The organism is Acidaminococcus massiliensis, from assembly GCF_900095825.1.
Lineage (GTDB): Bacteria > Bacillota > Negativicutes > Acidaminococcales > Acidaminococcaceae > Acidaminococcus > Acidaminococcus massiliensis.
Map to the genome: position 1 here is coordinate 1,763,072 of NZ_LT608315.1, position 22,606 is coordinate 1,785,677.

Here is a 22,606-nt window from a genome sequence, read left to right on the forward strand (position 1 = left end):
CTGTTGCGCATGCAACAGCCCCTTCATTTATTGCTCTTTTTCTTTCAAAATCACATCATATGCCTTGGCCACGTTTTCTCGGATGGCTTTGGCACATTTCTCGAATTCTTCTTTTTCTTGCTCCGTCAGGGGGAAGTCCAGCACCCGTTCCACGCCGCTGCGTCCGATGATGGCCGGGACTCCGATGAACAGGTCCTGCTGTCCGTATTCCCCATCCAGTTCCACGGAACAGGGGAGGATCCGCTTTTCATCCCGGAGGATGGTCCGTACCAGGGTGGCCGCTGCAGCTGCGATCCCGTATTCCGTGCACCATTTGCCGGAAACGGTGACCCAGCCGCCTTTGATGGCCTGTTCCTGGAGCTTGGGACGGTCGAAATGGAGCCCGGTGGCTTTTTCATACTGTTCCACGGTCATCCCGGAAAAATGGAGCAGGGACCAGGGAATGAACTGGGCATTGCCGTGCTGGCCGATCATATAGGCGTTGAAACTGCGGCTGTCCAGGCCGGTGAAATCAGAAAGAGCGTGGCGTAGTCGGGCGGAATCCAGAAGGGTCCCGGTGCCCATGACTTGGGAACGGGGGAGCCCGGACAGGTTGGCAATCTCACAGGTGATCAGGTCGCAGGGATTGGTGATGTTGACAAAGATCCCGTTGAAGCCGGCATCCATGATCTTGGGGATGAAACGGGCCACTTGGAGCACACTGTTCTTCAGTTCGTCATCCCGATTGAAATTCCGGCAGAGAGAAATGTCTCCCACCGCGTTGACAATGATATCGCAGTCTTTCAGACCGGCGTAATCCGTGGTGCGGTAGACCACCCGGTTGGGCATAAAAGGGACGGCATCATTCAAATCGTTGCATTCACTAGTCAGTTTCTTTTCATCGATATCGCAGAGCAGGATTTCGTCTGTGACGCCCATCATGCCCAAGGAATACGCCACATGGGCCCCTACATGGCCGACACCGACGATGCCTACGGTCCGTCTTTCAATCATTCCAGAACCTCCTTAGTCAAGCTGAAACAAGATTTCCCTTTTTCTTCCTATTGTAACATGCTTTTGTTTACCCTGGTAGTTCAATTGAAAATGTATACTGGATACAGAAAATCCTGTATAACCTCTATTTCCTCAAGATTTCTTCCAGCGCCAGGCTGGCTTTTTTGTAGATCAGATAGGTGAGGAAGGAAACCACGGCGTATTTCAGCAGGTTGAAGGGGAGGACGGTGAGCAGCAGGAAATCTGTCAGGGAATGGACCAGGGGATTGGCGGCGCTGGCCATTTTTAGGATCACCTCCAACGGAATGTGATACAGCTTCACGTACAGGGGAATCGCCAGATACCGGTTGGCTGCGGTGGCGAAGGAACTGGCGATCAGGCTGCCTAGCACCAGTGAAGTAAGAGCGCCTTTCCGGGTCCGGTGGAGATGGTAGAACACTGTGCAGGGGAGCACGTAAGAAAGGGCACACAGGAGATTCATCCCTTCTCCTACGAAGGCAGAAGAACTGCCCGCCAGGACCAGTTTGATCAAGATCTTCAGCAGTTCCGTCAGGGCTCCGGCCAAAGGTCCGATGAAGAATCCGCCGAACAGAGCCGGCAGGTCGGAAATCTCGAATTTCATATAAGCCGGAGCGAAAGGCAGGGGGAATTCAAAGGCCATGAGCAGAGAAGAAAGGGCTCCCAGGACGGCGACGAACACCATCGTCCGGGGCGATAGAGCACGGTTCATTGGAAAAACTCCTTTCCTAATAAAACACTGTCAGTGTAGCAAAAGCAGAAAGGGATGTCAATTGGAAGGAAAAGGGAGAAAATGTTAAATTTACTACAACTGAGGCCGGTTATCTGATATAATAAATGTTCATCTAAGACATTTGTCTCCAGCATCCTGCTGGAGCCCAGGATAGAAAGGATGGCTGCTATGTCCAAACAGCTGATTGTCAATGCCGATGATTTCGGACGGCATCCTTTGATCGACCGGGCAGTGGCCCAGGGAGTGGAACGTGGCCTGATCCGGTCTGCCACCGTCATGGTCACCGGTGCCGCTTTTGCTGACGCCGTTGCTTTGGCACGCCGGACTCCGGAACTGGGGATGGGGATCCACTTCACCCTGGTCAACGCCAAACCGGTACTGCCTCCGGCCCAGATCCCCTCCCTGGTTGATCCCCGGACCGGGGAACTGTATCCGGATCACGGGGTCTTCGTCAAACGTTTCCTCCAGGGGAAGATCCGGCTCCAGGATGTCCAGCGGGAATGTACCGCCCAGCTGGACCGGTTCTTGGATACGGGACTGGTCCCTACCCACGGAGACAGCCATCAGCATATGCACGTGCTGCCGGGGATCATCGATGTGATCATCGGTCTGTGCCTGGACCATGGCATCCCGGCTCTGCGGATCCCCGCCATCCCGGTGAGCCTGGCAGCCACCCGGCCTTCCAATCTGGGAGAACAGGTGGGACGGCTGGGGCTCCACGTACTGGCGGAACGGGCCCGGAAGAAAGCCCGGAGGGCAGGACTCCTGGTTCCGGACCATTTTGGCGGGATTGTGGCCGGGGAAGCCGTGGACAAACGGGCCCTGCGGACCATCCTGCTCCAATTGGGCGAAGGCACCACGGAAATCATGATCCATCCAGGGACCGACAACAAGATCCTGATCCCGGCCACCCAGTGGGACCATGATTTCGAAGGGGAACTGGCGGCAGCCACCGACCCGGAGATCCTGGATCTTGTCCGGGGACAGGGCATCCAGGTGGGCAATTTCAGGGATCTGTGATCCCCTGCAAAAGAGAAAGGAACCTTCTATGATCTATACCATAACCTTCAATCCATCTTTGGATTATGTGGTGACTCTGCCCCATCTGCAGGTGGGGGCTATCAATCGGAACCAGGCGGAAGAGATCTTCCCGGGGGGCAAGGGGATCAATGTCTCCTGGGTGCTCCAGAACCTGGGGGTCCCGACCCGGATCCTTGGGTTCAAAGCCGGTTTCACCGGGGACGAGATCCAGCGCCTGGTGGAAGAACGGGGGATTCCCTGCAGCCTCTTGGCGGTGGAAAAAGGCTTTTCCCGGATCAATGTGAAGATCCGGGCTGGGGAAGAAACAGCCCTCAACGGCAAAGGGCCGGAAGTGACCGCGGCCGACCTGGACCGGCTGAGGGATCAGCTCCGGAACCTGACGGCTGACGATATCCTGGTCCTTTCCGGCAGCGGTCCCAGCGGCTGCGATCCTTCTCTCTATGGAGATATTGCTGGAGAAATGGCCCGGCGGAAGATCCCCTGTGTGGTGGATGCCACCGGGAAACTGCTGGCAGGTGCCCTGGGGGCCCGGCCTTTCCTGGTGAAGCCCAATGGGGAAGAACTGGAAGAGCTGCTGGGACGGAGCCTCCCAACGGAAGAAGCGCTGACTGAGGGAGCCCGGGAACTCCAGCGGCGGGGAGCCCGGAATGTGCTGATCAGCCTGGGGGCCCAGGGGGCCCTGCTGGTGGCGGAAACCGGGAAAGTATACCGGTATGGGGCTCCCCAAGGCACCATGGTGAACACCGTGGGCGCCGGGGACAGCATGGTAGCCGGCTTCCTGGCCGGTTACCTCCGGAACGGAGACTGTGCGGAAGCCCTCCATTGGGGAATCTGTGCGGGCAGTGCCACCGCCTTCTCCATGCATCTGGCGGACAGGGCGTCCATAGAAGAATTGATAAAGGGGAAATGAAATGCAGATTACGGATCTTTTGAAACGGGAAAGCGTGGAACTTTTCGGCTCTGCGGCCAGCAAACAGGAAGCACTGGACAAACTGATCCAGCTGATGGTGAAACAGGGGAACATCGCGGATCCGGAGGAATACCGGAAAAAGGTCTTTGCCCGGGAAACAGAGGGGAGTACCGGTGTGGGAGAAGGGGTTGCCATCCCCCATGCCAAGACTTCTGCCGTGACCCGGCCGGGACTGGCATTTATGCGGTGTGCTGACGGAGTGGAATTCGATTCCCTAGACGGCCAGCCGGCCAAACTGTTTTTCATGATTGCCGCTCCGGATACCAAGGACAATGTGCATCTGGACGTGCTCAGTCGGCTGTCCACCCTGCTCATGGATCCGGACTTCATCGACGGGATCATGGCCGTGGACAGTGTGGACGGCCTGTATGACCTGATCGGGAAAGCGGAAAAGGAGAAATTCCCGGAAGAAGCGGGGGCAGGACAGCCTGCAGAAGAGACGGCTGGGGACTCGGAAGAAGCTCCCAAAGGGTACCAAGTGCTGGCCGTCACCGCCTGCCCCACCGGGATCGCCCATACCTACATGGCCGCTGAGAGCCTGGAACAGCATGCGGCCAAGAGGGGGATTTCCATTAAAGTAGAGACCAACGGCCAGAGCGGGGTCAAGAATGCCCTGACTGCTGAAGACATCGCCGGGGCCGCGGGCATCATCGTGGCAGCGGACAAATACGTGCCCATGGACCGGTTCAAGGGCAAACCGGTGGTGATCGTGAAAGTGGCGGACGGCATCAACAAGGCAGATGCCCTGCTGGACGAAGCCTTGAGCGGCAAGGCTCCCCTCTATCCGGGAGAAGCGGATGCCGCACCGGCAGGAGGCGAAGTGGCGGAAGAGAGCCAGGCCCGGAAAGCCTACAAGCACTTGATGAACGGGGTTTCCCATATGCTGCCTTTCGTCATCGGCGGGGGACTCCTGATCGCCCTGGCCTTCCTGTTCGATATGGGGGCTGCGGGCACATCCCAGTTCGGTTCCAGTACGCCCTTGGCCGCTTTCTTCAAGAATGTGGGCGGGCTGGCCTTCAGCTTCATGATGCCCATGCTGGCCGGCTTCATCGCTGCCAGCATCGCGGACCGGCCGGGCCTTTTGGTGGGCTTTGTGGCCGGAGCCATGGCCGCCAACGGAGGCAGCGGATTCTTTGGAGCCTTGGCAGGGGGTTTTGTGGGAGGCTATCTGATCCTGGCCCTGAAACGGTGTCTGTCCTTCCTGCCGGATTCCCTGGAAAACCTGAAGCCCATCCTCCTCTACCCGGTCCTGGGCCTGATGGCCATGGGGGCTTTGATGGTCCTCCTCATCAACCCGGTGATGGGGGCCGTGAACCACTGGGTCAACGGCAGCCTGACCGCCATGAGCGGCGGGAGCAAGGTCCTGCTGGGCCTGGTGCTGGGGGGCATGATGAGCATCGATTTCGGCGGACCGCTGAACAAGGCGGCTTATGTGTTCGGGACGGCTTCTTTGGCCGGTGCTGACGGCCAGGCTGTTTCTTCCCCCTTCATGGCTTCCGTGATGATTGGAGGCATGGTGCCGCCCCTGGCCATTGCTGTGGCCTGCCGGCTGTTCCCCAAAAAGTTCACGGCCCAGGAACGGAGCTCTTCCCTGACCAACTTCGTCATGGGGCTCAGCTTCATTACGGAAGGGGCCATTCCCTTTGCCGCGGAAGATCCCTCCCGGGTGATCCCTGCCTGTGCCATTGGAGCCGCTGTGGCCGGCGCTCTTTCCATGGTGTTCGGCTGCACCATCCCTGCACCCCATGGGGGCATCTTCGTCCTGGGTGTGGTGCACAACTGGCCCATGTACCTCCTTTCCCTGGCTGCAGGGACGGCTGTGGGAGCCGTGCTGCTGGGCTTCTTGAAGAAAGACCGGTAGGGATTGGCGTTTTCCGGCCCTGTCTTTTTATGATATAATGAAAACTGAGTTACAAATATAAGGAGGAATTTCCATGATTCAATTTACGTATACCATCCAGGATCCCCAGGGGATCCATGCCCGTCCCGCCGGCATGCTGGTGAAGGAAGCGGCCAAATTCCAGTCCAAATGCAGTGTGGCAGGCAACGGCAAGACCGGTGACCTGAAACGGATCTTCTCCCTCATGGGCATGGGCATCAAAGCCGGTATGGAACTGACGGTCTCTGTAGAAGGACCGGATGAAAAAGAAGCGGCTGCGGCCCTGGAAGCGTTCCTGAAAGCCAATCTGTAAAAGGGGGATGCCCATGAAGTTCGTGCAAGGAAAAGGGGCGTCCGCCGGTGTGGCAGCAGGCCCCATCCTGGTGAAACCGGCAGGACGGAAACCGGAACTCCGGCTGGACACCTGTCTGGATCCCCAGCAGGAACTAAAACGGTTCCAGGCTGCCCAGCAGCAGGTCCTACAGACCTTGGAAACCCTGAAGGAAAAAGCCAGGGAACAGGTGGGGGAAGAAGAAGCCGGGATCTTTGAGGTCCATCAGCTGATGGTCCAGGATTCGGATCTGTGCGAAGCCATCGAAGGCCTGATCCAGGGCGAGCATTTCACTGCGGAAACCGCTGTCCGGGAAGCCGGGAAGCAGTTCGCTGCTATGCTGGAAGCCATGGATGATGAATATATGCAGGCCCGGGGGGCTGATGTACGGGCCGTCTGCGGCCAGCTGGAAGAAGCTCTGACCGCCGGAGAACGGAACTGGACGGAACTGCTCACCCGCCCTTCCATCATCTGTGCCGATGACCTGACTCCCAGCGAGACCCTACAGCTGGATAAATCCCTGATCCTGGGCTTTGTGACCAGCGGGGGCAGCGCCAATTCCCATACGGCCATCCTGGCCCGGACCATGAAAATCCCGGCGGTGGTCCATACGGAAATCGACCTGGCAGAGGATTGGAATGGCATTTTGGGCGCCCTGGACGGGAGCACCGGTGCTTTTTATCTGGATCCGGAACCCCAGGTGTTGGAAGCCCTGAAAGAAAAACAGGTACAGCACCGGGCTGCAGAAGACGCCCTGGAACAGTACCGGGGGAAACCCACCTGCACCGCCGACGGCCGGACCATTGCCCTTTACGGGAATATCGGCCAGCCGGAAGACGTGGATCTGGTCCTGGAGAATGATGGAGAAGGGATCGGTCTTTTCCGGAGTGAATTCTTGTATCTGGGCCGGGAAGACTATCCCACGGAAGAAGAACTGTTCGCAGCCTACTGCACCGCAGCCCAGGAACTGGAAGGCCGGAAACTGATCATCCGGACCCTGGATATCGGGGCAGATAAAAAGGTGGAGTATTTCCATCTGCCGGAAGAAGAGAATCCGGCGCTGGGCTTCCGGGCCATCCGGATCTGCCTGAAGCGGCCGGAAATCTTCTACACCCAGCTGCGGGCCATCCTCCGGGCCTCTGCCTACGGAGACGTGGCAGTGATGTTCCCCATGATCATCTCGGTGGAAGAAGTCCGGGCGGCCAAAAAGCTCCTGGAGGCAGCCAAGGCCAAACTCCGGGAAGAAGGGATCCCCTTCGATGAAGATCTGGAAGTGGGGATCATGGTGGAAACGCCGGCGGCGGCCCTGATCAGTGATGCATTGGCCCGGGAAGTGGATTTCTTCAGCATCGGGACCAATGATCTGGTCCAGTATACCCTGGCGGTGGACCGGCAGAATGCCAGCCTGGAAGAATTGGGGAAGGCCAGCCATGAAGCGGTGCTGCGCCTGATCCAGATGACCATCGCCAACGGCCATGCGGCCGGATGCTGGGTGGGAATCTGCGGGGAAGCGGCAGCAGATCCGGATTTGATCCCCAGCTTCATTGCCATGGGTGTGGATGAACTGAGCATGGCGCCGGGAAAGATCCTGGCTGCCCGGAAGCTGATCAGCACCCTGAGGGCCCGTTGAGAGAGGAGGTGCGGGGCATTTGATCGATCTGGATTTGCAGCAGGCGGTGGATAAGGCCATTGCCCTCCAGCCGGAGAAACGGGTCCTGCCCTTCCTGTATAGGGATCAGGCCCTGTTCATCAAACGGAAAATGTCCAACCACCGGAATGCTTTTGCCAAACAGAGCGTGGAAGCGGCCTTCTGGTGTGAAGTCTATAAAATCATGACGGTGAACCAGTATTTCCCCCTGGCACCGGAAATCGTCCTGCTCCAGGACAGCTATTTTGTCATGAAAGCCGTGGGTAAGACCCTCCAAGGGGTGGCCAAGGAAGCTCCTTGGGCGGACTGCCGGATCCGGGCTTTCCAAAAAGCCGGGGAAGGATTGGCCCGGCTCCATCAGGCAGGGCTCCATCACGGCCGTCCGGCCCTCCGGGATATTGCCTATGATAAAGAGTCGGACCGGATCACCTTCCTGGACTGGGAAAACGAGAAGCGGTTCATTGCCGCCGATCCCCGGGTCCTGGATCTCTTCCTGTTCATCCACAGCTGTTTCCGGGAAAAGAACTGGAAGGACCGTTCCCTCCTGGAGGCAGCCATGAAAAGCTACTGCAACAGCCCGGTGGGCCGGGAAATCTTCCGGCAGGCCCGGGCCCTGATCCAGAAATACCGGACGGCGTTCAGCCTCTGTGCCAAACTCCGCTGTTTTGGCTGGCGGGATGTGACCAGTCTGGACGATGCCCGGAAGTTCATCCTGGAGCGGGAAGGGGAAGGAGCGGCAGGATGAATTTCGGAGCGCGTCTGGAAGCAGTGGCAGCCCTGGTCCCGCCCTGCCATACCTTGGTGGATGTGGGGACGGACCATGCCTATCTGCCGGTGCTGCTGCTCCAGCAGGGAAAGATTGAACAGGCCATTGCCGGCGATGTGGTCCCGGGACCCTGTGAAGCGGCCCGGCATACGGTCCGGACTTTCCATCTGGAAGACCGGATCACGGTCCGCCAAGGCAGCGGCCTGACGGTAGCGGCACCGGGAGAAGCTGAAGCCGCGGTGATAGCCGGCATGGGAGCGGAAACCATGCTCCAGATTTTGGGGGAATCCCCGGAAGTATGGCAGCATCCCCGTTTCCGGCATCTGATCCTGCAGCCCATGAGCGATGCCGCACGGCTGCGCCATTGGGCGGAAAAAAACGGCTGGGCCGTCGTCCGGGAAGAACTGGCCCGGGAGGGAAAACGGCTGTACGAACTGCTGCACCTGGAGCCATCTCCCGGCTGGCGCTATCCCAGTGCCTGCTATGAAATCGGTTTTGATTTGGTGGAGCGGCACCATCCTCTTTTGCAGGAGTTCCTTGCCGAACGGAAAAAGAAAGTCCAACTGCTGCTGGAACAGATGGGCCGCAGCGAACGGGCCCGAGCCAGTCGGCAGTATGGGGAATACCAAACCCTTTGGAAACAACTGGAGGCGATTGAACGTGGAAACGGAAGCAATGGAAACCAAAGAAACGACGGTAACGGATATCTGTCTGTTCATGAATGAACTGGCTCCGGTGGCCTATGCGGAGAGCTGGGACAACCCCGGCCTGCTGTTGGGCCACCTGGCCCAGCATGTCCATAAGATCCTGGTGGCCCTGGATCTGAGCCCGGAAGTAGCGGAACAGGCCATCGAACAGGAATGCGACATCATCATCACCCATCATCCCTATTATTTCAGCCTGCCCAAGACCCTGGCGGTGACGGATACCAAGATGGAAGTGCTGTATGAATTGATCAAACATGACATCGCCCTTTACGCAGCCCATACCAATCTGGACGCGGCCAAAGGCGGGGTCAATGATGTACTGGCTGCCCGGTTGGGTTTGGAAGACGTGACGGAGATCCCTCGGAAGGACTGTCCGGAACAGGGCCTGGCCCGGATCGGGGTGCTGGAAGAACCCATGGCCCTGAAGGATTTTGCCGCCAAGGTGCGGGATGACCTGGGAGCGGAGCATCTGACCTATGCGGGGGGAGAAGAACCTGTATACAAAGTGGCCGTAGTAGGCGGCAGCGGTGCGGACTTCATGGAAGACGCCCTGGCAGCCGGAGCCGATACCCTGGTGACCGGCGACCTGAAATACCATGTAGCCCAGAAGGCTCTGAACCTAGGGCTCAATGTGGTGGACGGGACCCATCAGCTGACGGAATCTCCGGTCATCGACAAACTGGAACAGGTCCTCAAGGCCTGGTGTGAAGAATCCGGCCGTCATTTCGAAGTGATCCGGGCTGAGGAAGAACGGATCCTCCAGACGGTGTAAGGGAGCGATACAAGATGATCAAGGATTTGCAGTTGGGGAATGCCATGGAACAGCCCTGTCTGGTCCGACTCCAAAAAGTGGGCACTTCTTCCAATGGCAAGGCCTATGCCAAGGGGCTGCTGGAAGACAACAGCGGCTGTATCCCCTTCATTTGTTTTGAAGCAGGTCCCATCGGGCGGCTCCGTTCCATGGAGGCCCCGGCTCCCTATATCATCGGGGGAAAGGTGGACCTGAACAAATATTCCACCACGATGGCCTATCAGGTCATCGTCCAGAAGGTCCAGTCCGTGACAGAGGCGGATGATCTGTCCTGCCTTCTGCCCAGCGGCCACATCGACCTGAAAAAATACGAAGAAGAATTCCATACCTTCATCGGCCGGATCGGGGATGAAGGGCTGCGGAATCTGGTGGAGACGGTGTTTTCCGGGGAAACCTACCGACAGTTCCTGAAGAATCCCGCTGGGATGCGGCTCCACCATGCCTATGCAGGGGGACTACTGCACCATACGGTTTGTGTCACCCGTCTGGCAGTGGCCATGAGCGGCGCCATCGGACAGGTGGACCAGGACCTGGTGATCGCCGGGGCTCTGCTCCACGATTTGGGAAAGATCCGGGAAATCTCTTCAGATCTGGGCTTCCCTTATACCACAGAAGGCCGGCTCATGGGGCACATTTCCATCGGAGCCATGGCCGTGGACCGGGCCGGGAGGAAGATCCCGGAACTGACGGCAGCCAAACGGGAACAGCTGCTCCACATCATCCTGTCCCATCACGGGGACCAGGACAAGGGATCCCCGGTGGTCTGCGTCACCAAAGAGGCTTTCATCGTCCATTATGCCGATGAAGTGGATTCCATCATGAATCAGTTCCACCAGAAAGAGCGCAGCGGCAGCTGGGAATTTGATAAGATGCTGCAGCGTTATCTGTGGAAAGTTTGACGGATTGACGTTCCTGTGATATTATTGCAGAGCGTGAGTGCGAAAGATAATCGCGGCAGCCAATGGCTGATGAGGAAAGTCCGAGCTCCGCAGGGCAGGATGCTGGATAACGTCCAGTGGGGGCGACCCTAAGGAAAGTGCCACAGAAAACAAACCGCCGGCTTGCCGGTAAGGATGAAACGGTGCGGTAAGAGCGCACCAGCGGTCAAGTGATTGGCCGGCTTGGTAAACCCCATCCGGAGCAAGACCAAATAGGGAAGGGATGAAGCGGCCCGCTGATCCTTCCGGGTAGTGTCGCTTGAACCTGCAGGCAACTGCAGGGCTAGATAAATGATTATCCTTGACAGAACTCGGCTTATTGAGCACTCACAACCTGAAAAAGTACCTTGTGCCCAAGGCACAGAGGAGGAGATACCATGGAAATGATGCACATTGGCAGTGCAGCGGCTTTTGACAAACTGGTGCAGAGCAGCGAGAAACCGGTGCTGGTGGACTTCTGGGCCACTTGGTGCGGTCCCTGCCGGATGCTGGCCCCGGTGATCGAAGACCTGGCGGCGGAACATCCGGAAATCCAGTTCGCCAAACTGGACGTGGACCAAGTGCCGGATGTGGCTATGCGCTTTGGCGTTTCGGCCATCCCTACGGTGGTCCTGTTCAAGGCTGGCAAAGAAGTCCAGCGCTTTGTAGGCGTGGAACCCAAGAGTGCCTACGAAGAGGCCATTGCTGTTTTATAATCGAAAGGAAGACGCTGCATGAAAAAGATTTCTTTTGTCGTGCCCGTCTTCAATGAAGAGGAAAATATCCACGAATTCCACAGGCGCCTTACGCAAGTAATGGCGCCTTTGCCATACGATTACGAAATCCTGTTCATTGACGATGGTTCCAAAGACCGGACGTCCCAATTGATCCGGGAATTGGCGGAAAAGGATCCCCATGTCCAGGGGTATGTGTTTGCCCGGAATTTCGGCCATCAGCTGGCCCTGACCTGCGGTTTGGATCAGTCCACGGGGGATGCAGTGATTTCCATGGATGGGGATCTCCAGCATCCGCCGGAAATGGTCCCAGAGCTGCTGAAGAAATGGGAAGAAGGCTATGAGATCGTCCAGACGGTGCGGAAAGCCACAGAAGATGCCACCTGGTTCAAAAACATAACTTCCCGCTTATATTACAAACTGATCAATTCCATGAGCGAAGTTCGGGTGACCCCCGGCGGCAGCGATTTCCGGCTCATGGACCGGAAGGCAGTGGATGCCCTGAATCGGTTCCGGGAACGGGCTCGGTTCATCCGAGGCATGGTGAACAACCTGGGGTTCCGGTACACCACCCTGGAATTCGTGGCGCCGCCCCGGTTCGCCGGCCATTCCAAGTTCAGCCTCCGGAAAATGCTCCGGTTCGCCCTGGACGGGATCACCGCCTTTTCCCGGGTGCCTCTGCGGCTGGCCCTCTATGGGGGTTGCATCGCCGGGCTGGGGAGCATCCTCCTGATCGGTCATGTCATTTATGTGAAATATATCATCCAGGATGCGGTGCCTGGCTGGACCACCCTGGCCGCGGCAGAATTCTTCCTGGGAGGCGTAGAGCTGATCGGCATAGGCATCGTGGGGGAATATGTGGGCCGGATCTTCGATGAAGTGAAGCAAAGACCATTGTATATCATTCGTGAACATATCGTGAAAAGTGGTAACAGGGAATAGACAGAGAATAAGAGAATTGTTATAATAAAAAACGGCAAAACTAAATAAAAAAAGCCGAATCACAGCAATGTGAACGGGGGAACCAAAGTGGGGTTAATTTCTTCGGAATAGGGCATCTCGACCCGCACCCGGCAGCTAACTTCGTAGGCGTAATCGAGAGGATGTGTTTATTATATTTAGGAGGATGATGCTTGGCGTAGTGCTGGCAGCGGCTACCACCGCAGCAGTGGCATTACCTGCGCAGAACGTATTTGCCAGTTTCAAACAAGGTCAGTCGGGACCGGAAGTAGCGGCCATCCAGGAGCAGCTCCTGATGGAAGGCTACGATATCGGGATCCCTGACGGGGTGTATGGCGCCCGGACCGTGGCTGCTGTGAAAAAGTATCAGGCCAGCATGGGCCTGGCAGCGGACGGCGTAATCGGGAACTTCACCTACAAAAAGCTCATGGGCAAGGAAATGCCCACCCACCGCACCCTGCATTCCAATCGGAATTACGGCAGCAGCTATGGGTATGGCAGCAGCACCGCCAGAGCATTGATCAGCACCGCATATGACTATGTGGGGGTGCCTTATGTATTCGGGGGGACCACTCCCTGGGGCTTTGACTGTTCCGGATATACCCAGTATGTATTCCGGCAGATGGGGATCGAAATCCCCCGGACGGCAGATGCCCAGTACTATGCGTACCCGAAAGTATCTTCCAGTGAACTGGAACCAGGTGATCTGGTCTTTTTTGAAACCTATGAACCGGGACCTTCCCACTGCGGCATCTACATCGGCAACGGCCAGATGCTCCAGGCAGGAAGCAGCACCGGTGTCACCGTATCCAATGTGTTCAGCGGGTACTGGGGCGCAAGATATATCGGAGCGGCAAGAGTCCTCTAATGCCGTCGACCCACCAGGGCAGGAAGCCTGGTGGGTATTTTTTTATATTCATGGTATAATGGGGTCATAAGGACAGAAAATTCACGCAGCAGAGGAGGAATCGGGATGAAAAAGACAACAGGGAAGATGGCGGTGCTCCTTGCCTGTATCTGCAGCCTGCTGTGGGCTACGGCGGCCCTGGCTTCCTCGGCGGTAGGGGAAGACGGCACCTTCAACGGGATCCGGCTGGCGGGCAAAGTGCGGGTGGTGGAATACAACCCAGATATCAAGGTGCAGGTGGTGACCAGTTTCCCGGATCTGAAAGTGAAAGTGGTGGACCATTTCCCGTCGGAAATCGGGGAATGGCAGTTCGTGGAGTATGGCGAAGATTTCACCATCCAGTTCGTGACCAGCTTCCCGGATATCCGGATCAAGTATGTCACCAGTTTCCCGGGGCTGCCGTAAAAAGCGGGAAGCGTGCAGAGTAAAGTGTAAAGAAGGAAGAGAGAAATGCCATTCCATCTGATCCATGCAGATATCACGAAATTGGATACGGACGCCATTGTCAATGCGGCCAACTCCCAGCTCCTGGCGGGAAGCGGGGTGTGCGGGGCCATCTTCCGGGCAGCGGGTACCCGGGCAGAGGAGCTCCAGAGAGAATGCCTGGCAAAGGCTCCCTGTCCCACAGGACATTCAGTTCTGACCGGCAGTTACGGGCTCCCAGCCCGGTACATCATCCATACGGTGGGCCCCATCTGGCAGGGCGGGAACCAGGGAGAAGAAGCCCTCCTGGCCAGCTGCTACCGTTCTGCTTTGACCCTGGCCTGGGAAGCCCACTGCCGTTCCATTGCTTTTCCCTTGATTTCTTCCGGCATCTTCGGCTATCCCAAAAGGGCAGCCCTCCTGACCGCCCGGGAAGCCATCACCCAGTTCCTGGAGGACCATGAAGAAATGGAGGTCTATCTGGCTCTCCTGGACCGGAGTGCCGTGGAGCTGGGGGAGAAGCTGGAAAAGGGACTGGAGCATTTTGTCGACACCTACTGCCGGCCGGATAGCAGGAAGAGAGGGCAGACGGAAATCGTTGTCGAGGCCTTCCAGGTGCTGTCTCTGGAGCATGCCCTGCCATCCGCGCCTTCCCGTTCTCTGGAAGACGATGTGAAGCATCTGACGGAAAGTTTCAGCCGGCAGCTTTTACGGCTCATCGATCAAAAGCATTATGATGATGTGGAAGTGTACAAACGGGCCAATATGGACCGGAAATTGTTCTCCAAGATCCGCAGCAACCCAGGGTATCAGCCCAAGAAGAAAACGGTCCTGGCACTGGCTGTAGCCCTTCGTCTGACGGTGGAAGAGACCCAGGAATTCCTGGAAAGTGCCGGTTATGCCCTTTCTTCCAGCCGGGAAATGGATGTGATCGTCCGGTATTTCCTGGAGAAGGGCCAATATGATATCTATACCATCAATGCAGCCTTGTTCCGGTACGGCCAGCCCGAGCTGTAAATGTCGCCTGCCAGGCGACCCAAAGGCCTCCTGTTCCTGCTACACTGGAACCAGCAGAAAACAAGGAGGTCTTCGTCATGAAAGATTTTGCAGAATTGGTTTGTATCTTGGATAAGAGCGGCTCCATGAGCGGGTTGGAAAAGGAGACACTGGGCGGCTTCAATGGGTTCCTGGAAAAGCAGCAGGCCATGGAAGGGGAAGCCGTCCTGACCACGGTGCTGTTTTCCGATGACATCCAGGTGCTCCATGACCGCTGTCCTGTCAAAGGAGTACGTCCCCTGACAGGCCGGGATTATGAGCCGGAAGGATGCACGGCACTTTTGGATGCCCTGGGCAAAACGCTGACCCAGGTGCGGGAGAATCAGCGGTCGGCTGGTCCCAGCCTTCCGGCCGGAGCGGACCATCGTGGTGGTGATCACCGATGGGATGGAAAATGCCAGCAGGGAGTATACCCTGGACCGGGTACGGAAACTGATCGCCCAGCGCAAAGAAGCCGGGTGGGAATTCCTGTTCCTGGGGGCCAATATGGATGCGGTGGCAGAAGCTGCCAAAGTGGGCCTGGATGCCAATGATGCTGCCAACTATGTGAGTGACGCCAAGGGCAGCGGGCTGGCTTACAACACGGTGGGAGAAACGGTCCAGTTCCTGCGCCAGGGAGGCCGGCGGACCGATGCTTCCTGGAAAAGAGATCTGGAAAGCTATCACGGGAAAGGACACTGAAAGAGGCAGTCTTGGATCTTTGCCATCTGACGGTTTTTGGAGAAAATTTCCTTGACAAAGTTTTTGCCGGTGGTATAATGTAAACAATTTCAAAAACCCATGGTGATGATAAGGACAACCTGTCAGGGTCACAGTACAGAGAAGCCCGGTAGCTGAGAAGGGCCTGGAAACAAATGACAGTCAACCACCTTTGAGCCATCTGCTGAACCAAGTAGGCAAGATCGTATGTCCTGCGTTAAAGGATGCCGAGAGGATCCGGTCTTCCGGATCAATGAGGGTGGAACCGCGAGCTTATGGCCCGTCCCTTTGTGGGGCGGGTCTTTTTCTATGTCCGTCCTGATCTTGCTGGGAATACAAGGAGGAAATCAGATATGTCTAGCATCAAAGTCAGCCTGCCCGACGGCAGCGTGAAAGAATTCGAATCCGGCAGCTCCTTGCTGTCCATTGCCAAGAGCCTGAACCAGAAACTGGGGAAGACCGCACTCCTGGCCAAAGTAGATGGGGAAAACAAAGACCTGAGCGATACCCTGGATCATGATGCCAAAGTGGAATTCATTACCCCGGACAGCGAAGAAGGGCTCCATGCCATCCGCCATACGGCCTCCCATGTGATGGCCCAGGCCATCCAGCATCTGTTCCCGGGCACCAAGTTCGCCATCGGGCCGGCCATTGAAAAGGGCTTCTACTACGACCTGGACAGCGACCATGTGTTCACGCCGGAAGATCTGCGGGCCATTGAAAAAGAAATGAGCAAGATCATCAAGGCCAACTATCCCCTGGTCCGGAAAGAACTGCCCAGAGCGGAAGCCCTGGCCAAATTCAAGGCTGAAGATGAACCTTACAAAGTGGAACTGATCGAAGACCTGCCGGAAGATGCCGTAATCAGCACCTACACCCAGGGAGACTTCACGGACCTGTGCGCCGGCCCTCACTGCCCGTCTACCGGCCGGGTGAAAGCCTTCAAGCTCATGAGCATCGCCGGTGCCTACTGGCGGGGAGATGAGCACAACAAGATGCTCCAGCGGATCTACGGTACGGCCTTTGCCAGCAAGGAAGACCTGGAAGCTTACCTGCACATGCTGGAAGAAGCGGAAAAACGCGACCACCGGAAATTGGGCAAACAACTGGGCCTGTTCATGCTCAGCGATTACGGTCCTGGGTTCCCCTTCTTCCTGCCCAACGGCATGATCATCCGGAACACCCTGATCGACTACTGGAGAGAAGTGCATCGCAAATACGGCTACCAGGAAGTCATGACCCCCATGATCATGAACCGGCAGCTGTGGGAAACGTCCGGCCACTGGGATCATTACAAAGAAAACATGTACTTCACCAAAATCGATGGGGAAGATTACGCCATCAAACCCATGAACTGCCCCGGCGGCATGCTGGTCTATGCCAACGAACCCCATTCCTATAAGGAACTGCCTCTGCGGGTAGGTGAACTGGGCCTGGTGCACCGGCATGAACTGTCCGGCGCCCTCCACGGGCTGTTCCGGGTCCGCTGCTTTACCCAGGACGATGCCCACATCTTCATGATGCCCAACCAGATCGAAGACGTGATCCAAGAAACCATCCGTCTGTTCGACGAAGTATACGCCACCTTCGGCCTGACCTACCATGCAGAACTGTCCACCCGTCCGGACAACTCCATGGGAGACGATGCTACTTGGGAAATGACCACCAGCGCCCTGCGGAAAGCCATGGATGATTTCGGCCTGAAGTATTCCATCAACGAAGGGGACGGCGCCTTCTACGGCCCGAAGATCGATTTCCATCTGAAGGATTCCATCGGCCGGACCTGGCAGTGCGGCACCATCCAGCTGGATATGCTGCTGCCGGAAAAATTCAACCTGACTTATACCGGGGAAGACGGCCAGAAACACCGTCCTGTGATGATCCACCGGGTGGTATACGGATCCATCGAACGGTTCATCGGCATCCTGATCGAGAACTACGCCGGCGCATTCCCGGCCTGGCTGGCTCCGGAACAGGTCCGGGTGATGCCCATTACGGACAAATACAACGAATACGCCAAACAGATCGTGGATAAACTGGAAAGCCAGAAGATCCGCGCCCATCTGGACGACCGGAACGAAAAGATCGGCTACAAGATCCGGGAAGCCCAGGTGAAGAAAGTTCCCTACATGCTGATCGTAGGCGAAAAAGAAGTGGAAAGCGGAACAGTTTCCGTCCGCAGCCGGGACAACGGCGAACAGGGAGCCATGGCGGTGGACGAATTCATCGCTAAACTCCAAGACGAAATCAAGAATCGGAAGTAAGGAAATGGGGTGCTGTACGTTTTGTGCAGCACCCTCTTTTTGTCGGCAGCTAACGGACGGAGGGAAAAATCTGCCTTTTGATAAAAATATGATTGACTTACTAGGAATTTAATGGTAAAGTAAGAGCCATACAAGAAAACATATTAATTCACTATGAAAAGAGAGAGTAATCCTGTGAAGCCGTTACAGAGAGCCCTGTTGCTGAAAGAGGGTACGGTGGATGGGATGAAAGTGCCTCTTGGAGTGCGCAATCCGAACAGGTCCGCTTCAGTAGGAAAGCCGGGGGATGCCCGTTACAGTGTCTACGGTATCCGGCTTCGGCCGCGTACCTGATGAGGTCCGGCTGGCGACAGCCGGATGAATATGGGTGGTATCACGGAACTTCCGTCCCAAACGGGGATGGAAGTTCCTTTTTTTATCCAAGGAGGCGAGTCATATGTTGGGAAATTGTGCAAACTGCAGCTGCTGCCATATCTGTGCTGCCAAGGGAATCAGTTGTACTCCGGTGGACAAGGAGAAAGTCCTGGCCCAGTATACGGAAGAAGAACGGAAAATCATGGAAGCGGCCGCTTATGTAGAAGCCACTTTCTATATGCAGTATACCCGTATTCAGGAAACGGCAGAGTTCGCCCGCCAGATGGGGTACACCAAGATCGGCCTGGCTTTCTGTATCGGGATCAGTGACGAGGCGAAACTGCTGGAAGCCTATTTCACCCAAGAAGGCTTCCAAGTCACCTCCGTCTGCTGCAAGAATTGTGGGATTTCCAAAGACATCCTTGGACTGAAAAAAGTCCATCCGGAACGCAGGGTGGAAAGCATGTGCAATCCCAAGAACCAAGCGGCCTTGATGAATGAAGCCGGCTGCCAATTGTTTGTTTCCGCCGGGCTCTGTGTAGGTCACGATGCCATATTCGCCCGAAACTGCCAAGGACCGGTCACCACACTGGTGGTCAAGGATCGGGTCCTGAACCACAGCCCGTTGGGAGCCATTTATTCCAAATATTGGAGGAACAAACTGGGAATCAACGGAGACAATACAAAAAGCGGAATCTAAGGAAGCCTTTCCTGAAAGGAGGAAGAAACCATGAGTCAAGAAATTTCTGCGGCGGCACCCTATACCCTGGAAGAAGATAGGAACCAGCTCCATCGTTTTTTCCGCTGGCTGCTGCCGGCAGTGAGCGCCGGGGCTGCTGCGGCGGCAGATTTGGCACTGCCCCGGGACCTGGAGCAGGCGCCGGTGGAGCATCCCTATTTTGCCTGGCTCCTGCTGCTGAGCCTGGCCCTCTATTTGGCCGCGTCCGCCCTGGGGCAGAAAGTTCCCCGCGTGAAAGCCAGGGTGGACCATCTGGCCCCTTTGTATGCAGGCATTACCCTGCTGTTGAACTTGCTGAATCTTTTGACTGCCAAGCTGGGTCTGCTGCCAGTATTGTATTTCCCAGCCATGGACCGGGTCCTAGCTGTGTTGGCAGGAGATCCTGTCTATCTGCTGAAATGCATGGCCTATTCTTACCGGCTGCTGTTTTTGGGCTGGTTCTTCGGGGCACTGGTGGGGATTTCCACTGGGATCCTGCTGGGGTTCTCTAAAGCCGCCAATTATTGGATCTGGCCTTTTATCCGCAGCATCGGTCCCATCCCTTCAACCGCCTGGATTCCCCTGGTACTGGTAGCATTCCCTTCTGTGGTATCAGGAAGCGCTTTCCTGATTGCCCTGTCCGTGTGGTTTCCCACTACCGTCCTGACCGCCAGCGGCATCGCCAATACCAGGAATTCTTATTTTGAAGTGGCAGTCACCTTGGGGGCTGGCCGCTGGTACCAGATCCGGAAAGTGGGGATTCCAGCTGCTATGCCCAGTGTTTTTCTTGGTTTGTTCAACGGGACCACCGCTTCTTTCATTACCCTGGTCACGGCGGAGATGCTGGGGGCCAAATACGGTCTTGGCTGGTATGTGAACTGGCAGAAGGAAATGATGGCCTATGCAAATGTGTATGCGGGACTGATCCTTATCGCCGTCAGTTTCTTCCTGATCATCACTGGTTTATTCAAGATCCGTGATCGGATCCTTGTGTGGCAGAAAGGAGTGATCAAATGGTAGGCAGTCTGCAGATCCAGGCCCTCAGCCGTTACTTTCCCCAGGAAGGGAAGGAGGGGGTCCAAGCATTGGCAAAGGTATCCCTGGATATCCAGCCTGGGTCCTTCGTATCCCTTATCGGCCCCTCTGGATGCGGAAAATCTACTTTGCTGCGGATGATTTCCGGATTGGATCACCCGGATGAAGGCCAGGTCTTTCTGGACGGAAAGAAAGTGACCGGGCCGGGCGCTGACAGGGGATTCATGTTCCAGGAGCATAATCTGTTCCCCTGGATGGATATCTACGACAATGTGGCTTTCGGGCTTCGAGCCCGGAACCTGTACAAAGGCCATGAACAGGAAGTGGACCGGATCCTGGAGCTGGTGGGGTTGGCCGATTTCCGCCATTCCTACCCGCATCAGCTTTCCGGGGGCATGTGCCAGCGGGCTTCTCTGGCAAGAGCTCTGGTGGGCAGGCCCAAGGTCCTGCTGCTGGATGAACCGCTGGGGGCCCTGGATGCCTTCACCCGGATGAACATCCAGGACGAGATCCAGCGAATCTGGAAACAGGAACATATGACCATGATCATGGTGACACACGATGTGGAAGAAGCCGTGTATCTGTCGGATGTGATTGTGGTCATGTCCCCCCGGCCGGGAAGGATCCTGAAAACCCTCCAAGTGGATCTGGGACGGCCCCGAGACCGGAGTTCCCAGGATTTTTTCCAATACAGTTCGGAAGTCCTCCGGATCCTCCATTACGGAGGCAACCGGCCAGAACCGGAGTTCATCATCTGATCGACCGCAAAAAATCAGCAGTATGAAAGGAAGTGTTCCCCCATGCAGTTCAACAAAAAAATCACGGCGGCTCTTTTGGCTGCCCTTACCGCCGTCGGTATTCTCGCAGGCTGCGGCAAAGCTCCTGCCTCTGGAAAAGAGGATGGAAAGCCCATTTCCCTGAAAGTGGGTTACAGCAACGGCGTCTGCCAGGCAGCTCTCTTTGCCGCCAAGGAACAGGGCTTTTTCAAGGAAGAAGGGCTGGATGTGGAAATGATCCAGATCGACGCGGCCCATGCCGGTGATGCCATTGCTGCCGGACAAGTGGATGTGCTCCAGGGCCTTGCTTCCAAAATGATCCAGCCCATCAGCAATGGGCTGCCGGTGAAAGTGGTGGCCGGTCTCCATACCGGCTGCACCTATCTGTTGGTCAAAAAGGACGCACCTTACCAGACTGTGGCAGACTTGAAAGGCAGGAAAATCGGGGTAGCGGGGCTGGCAGATTCCGGCACCATCATCGCCAAACGGGCCTTGGCCAAGGCCGGGGTCCAAGTCAGTGACAAAAATCTGGAAGTCCAGTTCACCGTCTTTGGCCGGAACGACCTGCCTCTGGTCCTGGATCAGGGACAGGTGGATGCCATTGCAGTAGGGGACCCGGTGGCATCCATCGCCATGGAGAAATACGGATATCGGGCGTTGATCGATACAGCTAAAACGGCTCCATTTGACCAAGAATACTGCTGCGTAGCCATGGTCACATCCAAATTGGCCAAGACCAATCCCCAGGCTGCTGAAAAAGCAGTCCGGGCCATCCTGAAAGGGGCCTCCTGGGTACAGGCCCATCCGGAAGAGACTGCCAAGCTGGAGCTAGACAAGAAATATGTAGCCGGCAATCTGGCACTGAATACTTCACTGCTGAAAAAATACCGCTTCCTGCCTTCTGTGAAAGGCGGATATGAAGCCGTGAAGGCCAATGCAGAGGAACTGGCGGCCATCGGACTGTTAAAAGAAGGGACGGAAGGCAAAAAATTCGCTGATGATGCGTTCCTGTTCTTTAAAGACATGCCGGACAGTCTGTGAGGAAAGGCTGAAAAGAGGCCGTTGTCCGCTGATCTATGACAAAGGGGCTGCTGCACGTGTGGAATTTTCACACGTGCAGCAGCCCCTTCCTTTTATCCTTTCATCACTTCTTATTCTTCACCACCCACTCCAGATGGTCCAGGCTGGTGTTGGCAATCAGTTTTTCAGGGAACTGGGCCGTTTCCAGGAAGTTCCGGGCTAGGGACAGGTTCCCTACATCGTACCAGATATGGGCGTCGCTGCCGGCAATGACCCGGACTTGATACTGCCGGCACAGCTCCAGGAGCCGGGGAATGTTCCGTTCCGCATGGAGCCGTCCGGTCTTTCCGGAAGCAGAGGCACTGTTCACCTCCAGTACCACATCTTTTTCTTTGGCAGCCCGGACCAGCCGGGGCAGATCCAGGGGATACCGGTCGTCGTCGGGGTGTCCGATGATCTTGACCCAGGGATTGTCCATGGCGCCGATCAAGGCATCGGTATTTTCTTCCCGGGTGCCGGGACGGATGCAGGCAGAATGGAGGCTGGCGATGACGTAATCCATCTGCTGCAGGAGTTTTTCCTCCATGTCCAGCCTGCCGGTGAAATCCATCACATTGGCTTCCACCCCTCGGAAGATCCGGATCCCTAGGATCTCCCGGCCGATGGCTCGGTAGTTGCTGAAGAACTTGGGGGTGGGGGCTCCTTCCATGGCACTGGCATGGTCCGATGTCCCTAGGGCCAGCAGGCCCTTTTTCCGGGCTTCTTCGATATTTTCCTTCAGAGTGCTGAAGGCGTGGCCGCTGCTTACCGTATGGGTATGCAGGTCGAACAAAAGTTCCATCTTGC

The 22,606-nt window shown here is 56.5% G+C and carries 23 protein-coding genes, 1 other RNA gene, 1 riboswitch and 1 other annotated feature; of the genes, 21 read left to right on the plus strand and 3 right to left on the minus strand.

Going from position 1 to position 22,606, the window contains the following annotated elements:
• Positions 1 to 27: 27 nt before the first annotated feature.
• Together BQ2657_RS08530 and BQ2657_RS08535 are read right to left on the minus strand one after the other, a co-directional pair.
• On the minus strand, positions 28 to 993 hold the full coding sequence (locus tag BQ2657_RS08530; RefSeq protein WP_075580239.1) for a lactate/malate family dehydrogenase: 966 nt from the start codon (positions 991 to 993) through the stop codon (positions 28 to 30).
• Positions 994 to 1,117: 124 nt separating this feature from the next.
• A complete protein-coding gene (locus BQ2657_RS08535) occupies positions 1,118 to 1,723 on the minus strand; it encodes an ECF transporter S component (protein ID WP_075580240.1) in 606 nt (201 codons plus the stop codon).
• Between the two features lie 189 nt (positions 1,724 to 1,912).
• On the opposite strand from BQ2657_RS08535, the gene BQ2657_RS08545 reads away from it, so the two are divergent.
• From BQ2657_RS08545 to BQ2657_RS08645, 21 genes are all read left to right on the plus strand, one after another.
• Positions 1,913 to 2,764, plus strand: a complete 852-nt coding sequence (locus BQ2657_RS08545) for a ChbG/HpnK family deacetylase (protein WP_075580242.1) — start codon at positions 1,913 to 1,915, stop codon at positions 2,762 to 2,764.
• Between the two features lie 28 nt (positions 2,765 to 2,792).
• Complete coding sequence (gene pfkB / locus BQ2657_RS08550) at positions 2,793 to 3,695, plus strand: 1-phosphofructokinase (protein ID WP_075580243.1); 903 nt, start codon at positions 2,793 to 2,795, stop codon at positions 3,693 to 3,695.
• Between the two features lies 1 nt (position 3,696).
• Positions 3,697 to 5,616, plus strand: coding sequence for a PTS fructose transporter subunit IIABC (locus BQ2657_RS08555; RefSeq protein ID WP_075580244.1), 1,920 nt, complete (start codon positions 3,697 to 3,699; stop codon positions 5,614 to 5,616).
• A gap of 73 nt (positions 5,617 to 5,689) precedes the next feature.
• A complete protein-coding gene (locus BQ2657_RS08560) occupies positions 5,690 to 5,947 on the plus strand; it encodes an HPr family phosphocarrier protein (RefSeq protein WP_012938187.1) in 258 nt (85 codons plus the stop codon).
• A 13-nt stretch (positions 5,948 to 5,960) separates the two neighbouring features.
• Positions 5,961 to 7,595 carry a phosphoenolpyruvate--protein phosphotransferase gene (gene ptsP, locus BQ2657_RS08565; RefSeq protein WP_075580245.1) on the plus strand — a complete coding sequence of 545 codons (1,635 nt, stop codon included), beginning with the start codon at positions 5,961 to 5,963 and terminating at the stop codon, positions 7,593 to 7,595.
• Positions 7,596 to 7,614: 19 nt separating this feature from the next.
• Complete coding sequence (locus BQ2657_RS08570; RefSeq protein ID WP_075580246.1) at positions 7,615 to 8,358, plus strand: BUD32 family EKC/KEOPS complex subunit; 744 nt, start codon at positions 7,615 to 7,617, stop codon at positions 8,356 to 8,358.
• On the plus strand, positions 8,355 to 9,104 hold the full coding sequence (locus BQ2657_RS08575; RefSeq protein ID WP_075580247.1) for a tRNA (adenine(22)-N(1))-methyltransferase: 750 nt from the start codon (positions 8,355 to 8,357) through the stop codon (positions 9,102 to 9,104). The genes BQ2657_RS08570 and BQ2657_RS08575 overlap by 4 nt, the downstream gene beginning before the upstream one ends.
• Positions 9,040 to 9,858, plus strand: a complete 819-nt coding sequence (locus tag BQ2657_RS08580) for a Nif3-like dinuclear metal center hexameric protein (protein ID WP_232709049.1) — start codon at positions 9,040 to 9,042, stop codon at positions 9,856 to 9,858. The genes BQ2657_RS08575 and BQ2657_RS08580 overlap by 65 nt, the downstream gene beginning before the upstream one ends.
• Positions 9,859 to 9,872: 14 nt before the next feature.
• Positions 9,873 to 10,796: a 3'-5' exoribonuclease YhaM family protein gene (locus tag BQ2657_RS08585; protein WP_075580249.1), complete on the plus strand. Its 924-nt coding sequence runs from the start codon at positions 9,873 to 9,875 to the stop codon at positions 10,794 to 10,796.
• Positions 10,797 to 10,830: 34 nt separating this feature from the next.
• An RNA gene (rnpB, locus tag BQ2657_RS08590) (RNase P RNA component class A) lies at positions 10,831 to 11,169 on the plus strand.
• Between the two features lie 43 nt (positions 11,170 to 11,212).
• Positions 11,213 to 11,530 (plus strand): thioredoxin, encoded by a 318-nt coding sequence (gene trxA, locus BQ2657_RS08595; RefSeq protein ID WP_075580250.1) that lies wholly within the window; start codon positions 11,213 to 11,215, stop codon positions 11,528 to 11,530.
• 18 nt (positions 11,531 to 11,548) lie between these two features.
• Positions 11,549 to 12,490 (plus strand): glycosyltransferase family 2 protein, encoded by a 942-nt coding sequence (locus BQ2657_RS08600; protein WP_075580251.1) that lies wholly within the window; start codon positions 11,549 to 11,551, stop codon positions 12,488 to 12,490.
• 42 nt (positions 12,491 to 12,532) lie between these two features.
• Positions 12,533 to 12,655: riboswitch (cyclic di-AMP (ydaO/yuaA leader) on the plus strand.
• A 22-nt stretch (positions 12,656 to 12,677) separates the two neighbouring features.
• Entirely contained in the window at positions 12,678 to 13,376 is a 699-nt protein-coding gene (locus BQ2657_RS08605; RefSeq protein WP_075580252.1) for an NlpC/P60 family protein, read from the plus strand.
• 105 nt (positions 13,377 to 13,481) lie between these two features.
• Positions 13,482 to 13,820: a 7(1) septoil knot domain-containing protein gene (locus BQ2657_RS08610; RefSeq protein WP_075580253.1), complete on the plus strand. Its 339-nt coding sequence runs from the start codon at positions 13,482 to 13,484 to the stop codon at positions 13,818 to 13,820.
• A gap of 45 nt (positions 13,821 to 13,865) precedes the next feature.
• Entirely contained in the window at positions 13,866 to 14,855 is a 990-nt protein-coding gene (locus tag BQ2657_RS08615) for a macro domain-containing protein (protein WP_075580254.1), read from the plus strand.
• Positions 14,856 to 15,260: 405 nt separating this feature from the next.
• Positions 15,261 to 15,575, plus strand: a complete 315-nt coding sequence (locus BQ2657_RS12690; protein WP_083236227.1) for a hypothetical protein — start codon at positions 15,261 to 15,263, stop codon at positions 15,573 to 15,575.
• 371 nt (positions 15,576 to 15,946) lie between these two features.
• A complete protein-coding gene (gene thrS / locus BQ2657_RS08625; protein ID WP_075580255.1) occupies positions 15,947 to 17,857 on the plus strand; it encodes a threonine--tRNA ligase in 1,911 nt (636 codons plus the stop codon).
• Between the two features lie 144 nt (positions 17,858 to 18,001).
• Positions 18,002 to 18,252: a binding site (T-box leader), on the plus strand.
• A 41-nt stretch (positions 18,253 to 18,293) separates the two neighbouring features.
• On the plus strand, positions 18,294 to 18,911 hold the full coding sequence (locus BQ2657_RS08630; protein ID WP_075580256.1) for a DUF1847 domain-containing protein: 618 nt from the start codon (positions 18,294 to 18,296) through the stop codon (positions 18,909 to 18,911).
• Positions 18,912 to 18,941: 30 nt separating this feature from the next.
• Entirely contained in the window at positions 18,942 to 19,949 is a 1,008-nt protein-coding gene (locus BQ2657_RS08635; protein WP_083236228.1) for an ABC transporter permease, read from the plus strand.
• Positions 19,943 to 20,722 (plus strand): ABC transporter ATP-binding protein, encoded by a 780-nt coding sequence (locus BQ2657_RS08640; protein WP_075580257.1) that lies wholly within the window; start codon positions 19,943 to 19,945, stop codon positions 20,720 to 20,722. Before BQ2657_RS08635 ends, BQ2657_RS08640 begins: the two co-directional genes overlap by 7 nt.
• A 42-nt stretch (positions 20,723 to 20,764) precedes the next feature.
• A complete protein-coding gene (locus BQ2657_RS08645) occupies positions 20,765 to 21,781 on the plus strand; it encodes an ABC transporter substrate-binding protein (protein ID WP_075580258.1) in 1,017 nt (338 codons plus the stop codon).
• Between the two features lie 103 nt (positions 21,782 to 21,884).
• On the opposite strand, the gene BQ2657_RS08650 is transcribed toward BQ2657_RS08645, so the two are convergent.
• The gene (locus BQ2657_RS08650; RefSeq protein WP_075580259.1) at positions 21,885 to 22,601 is read right to left on the minus strand and encodes a phosphatase; all 717 of its coding nucleotides are present in this window, start codon (positions 22,599 to 22,601) and stop codon (positions 21,885 to 21,887) included.
• Positions 22,602 to 22,606: the final 5 nt, after the last annotated feature.

Bases quoted from the DNA above. Each gene is read 5' to 3' on its own strand.
- pfkB (WP_075580243.1), top strand. From the start codon at position 2,793: ATGATCTATACCATAACCTTCAATCCATCTTTGGATTATGTGGTGACT.
- BQ2657_RS08530 (WP_075580239.1), bottom strand. From the start codon at position 993: ATGATTGAAAGACGGACCGTAGGCATCGTCGGTGTCGGCCATGTAGGG.
- BQ2657_RS08615 (WP_075580254.1), top strand. From the start codon at position 13,866: ATGCCATTCCATCTGATCCATGCAGATATCACGAAATTGGATACGGAC.
- BQ2657_RS08645 (WP_075580258.1), top strand. From the start codon at position 20,765: ATGCAGTTCAACAAAAAAATCACGGCGGCTCTTTTGGCTGCCCTTACC.
- BQ2657_RS08650 (WP_075580259.1), bottom strand. From the start codon at position 22,601: ATGGAACTTTTGTTCGACCTGCATACCCATACGGTAAGCAGCGGCCAC.
- BQ2657_RS08610 (WP_075580253.1), top strand. From the start codon at position 13,482: ATGAAAAAGACAACAGGGAAGATGGCGGTGCTCCTTGCCTGTATCTGC.
- trxA (WP_075580250.1), top strand. From the start codon at position 11,213: ATGGAAATGATGCACATTGGCAGTGCAGCGGCTTTTGACAAACTGGTG.
- thrS (WP_075580255.1), top strand. From the start codon at position 15,947: ATGTCTAGCATCAAAGTCAGCCTGCCCGACGGCAGCGTGAAAGAATTC.
- BQ2657_RS08635 (WP_083236228.1), top strand. From the start codon at position 18,942: ATGAGTCAAGAAATTTCTGCGGCGGCACCCTATACCCTGGAAGAAGAT.
- BQ2657_RS08555 (WP_075580244.1), top strand. From the start codon at position 3,697: ATGCAGATTACGGATCTTTTGAAACGGGAAAGCGTGGAACTTTTCGGC.
- BQ2657_RS08575 (WP_075580247.1), top strand. From the start codon at position 8,355: ATGAATTTCGGAGCGCGTCTGGAAGCAGTGGCAGCCCTGGTCCCGCCC.
- BQ2657_RS08605 (WP_075580252.1), top strand. From the start codon at position 12,678: ATGCTTGGCGTAGTGCTGGCAGCGGCTACCACCGCAGCAGTGGCATTA.
- BQ2657_RS08640 (WP_075580257.1), top strand. From the start codon at position 19,943: ATGGTAGGCAGTCTGCAGATCCAGGCCCTCAGCCGTTACTTTCCCCAG.
- BQ2657_RS08545 (WP_075580242.1), top strand. From the start codon at position 1,913: ATGTCCAAACAGCTGATTGTCAATGCCGATGATTTCGGACGGCATCCT.
- BQ2657_RS08535 (WP_075580240.1), bottom strand. From the start codon at position 1,723: ATGAACCGTGCTCTATCGCCCCGGACGATGGTGTTCGTCGCCGTCCTG.
- BQ2657_RS08600 (WP_075580251.1), top strand. From the start codon at position 11,549: ATGAAAAAGATTTCTTTTGTCGTGCCCGTCTTCAATGAAGAGGAAAAT.
- BQ2657_RS08560 (WP_012938187.1), top strand. From the start codon at position 5,690: ATGATTCAATTTACGTATACCATCCAGGATCCCCAGGGGATCCATGCC.
- BQ2657_RS08630 (WP_075580256.1), top strand. From the start codon at position 18,294: ATGTTGGGAAATTGTGCAAACTGCAGCTGCTGCCATATCTGTGCTGCC.
- BQ2657_RS08585 (WP_075580249.1), top strand. From the start codon at position 9,873: ATGATCAAGGATTTGCAGTTGGGGAATGCCATGGAACAGCCCTGTCTG.
- ptsP (WP_075580245.1), top strand. From the start codon at position 5,961: ATGAAGTTCGTGCAAGGAAAAGGGGCGTCCGCCGGTGTGGCAGCAGGC.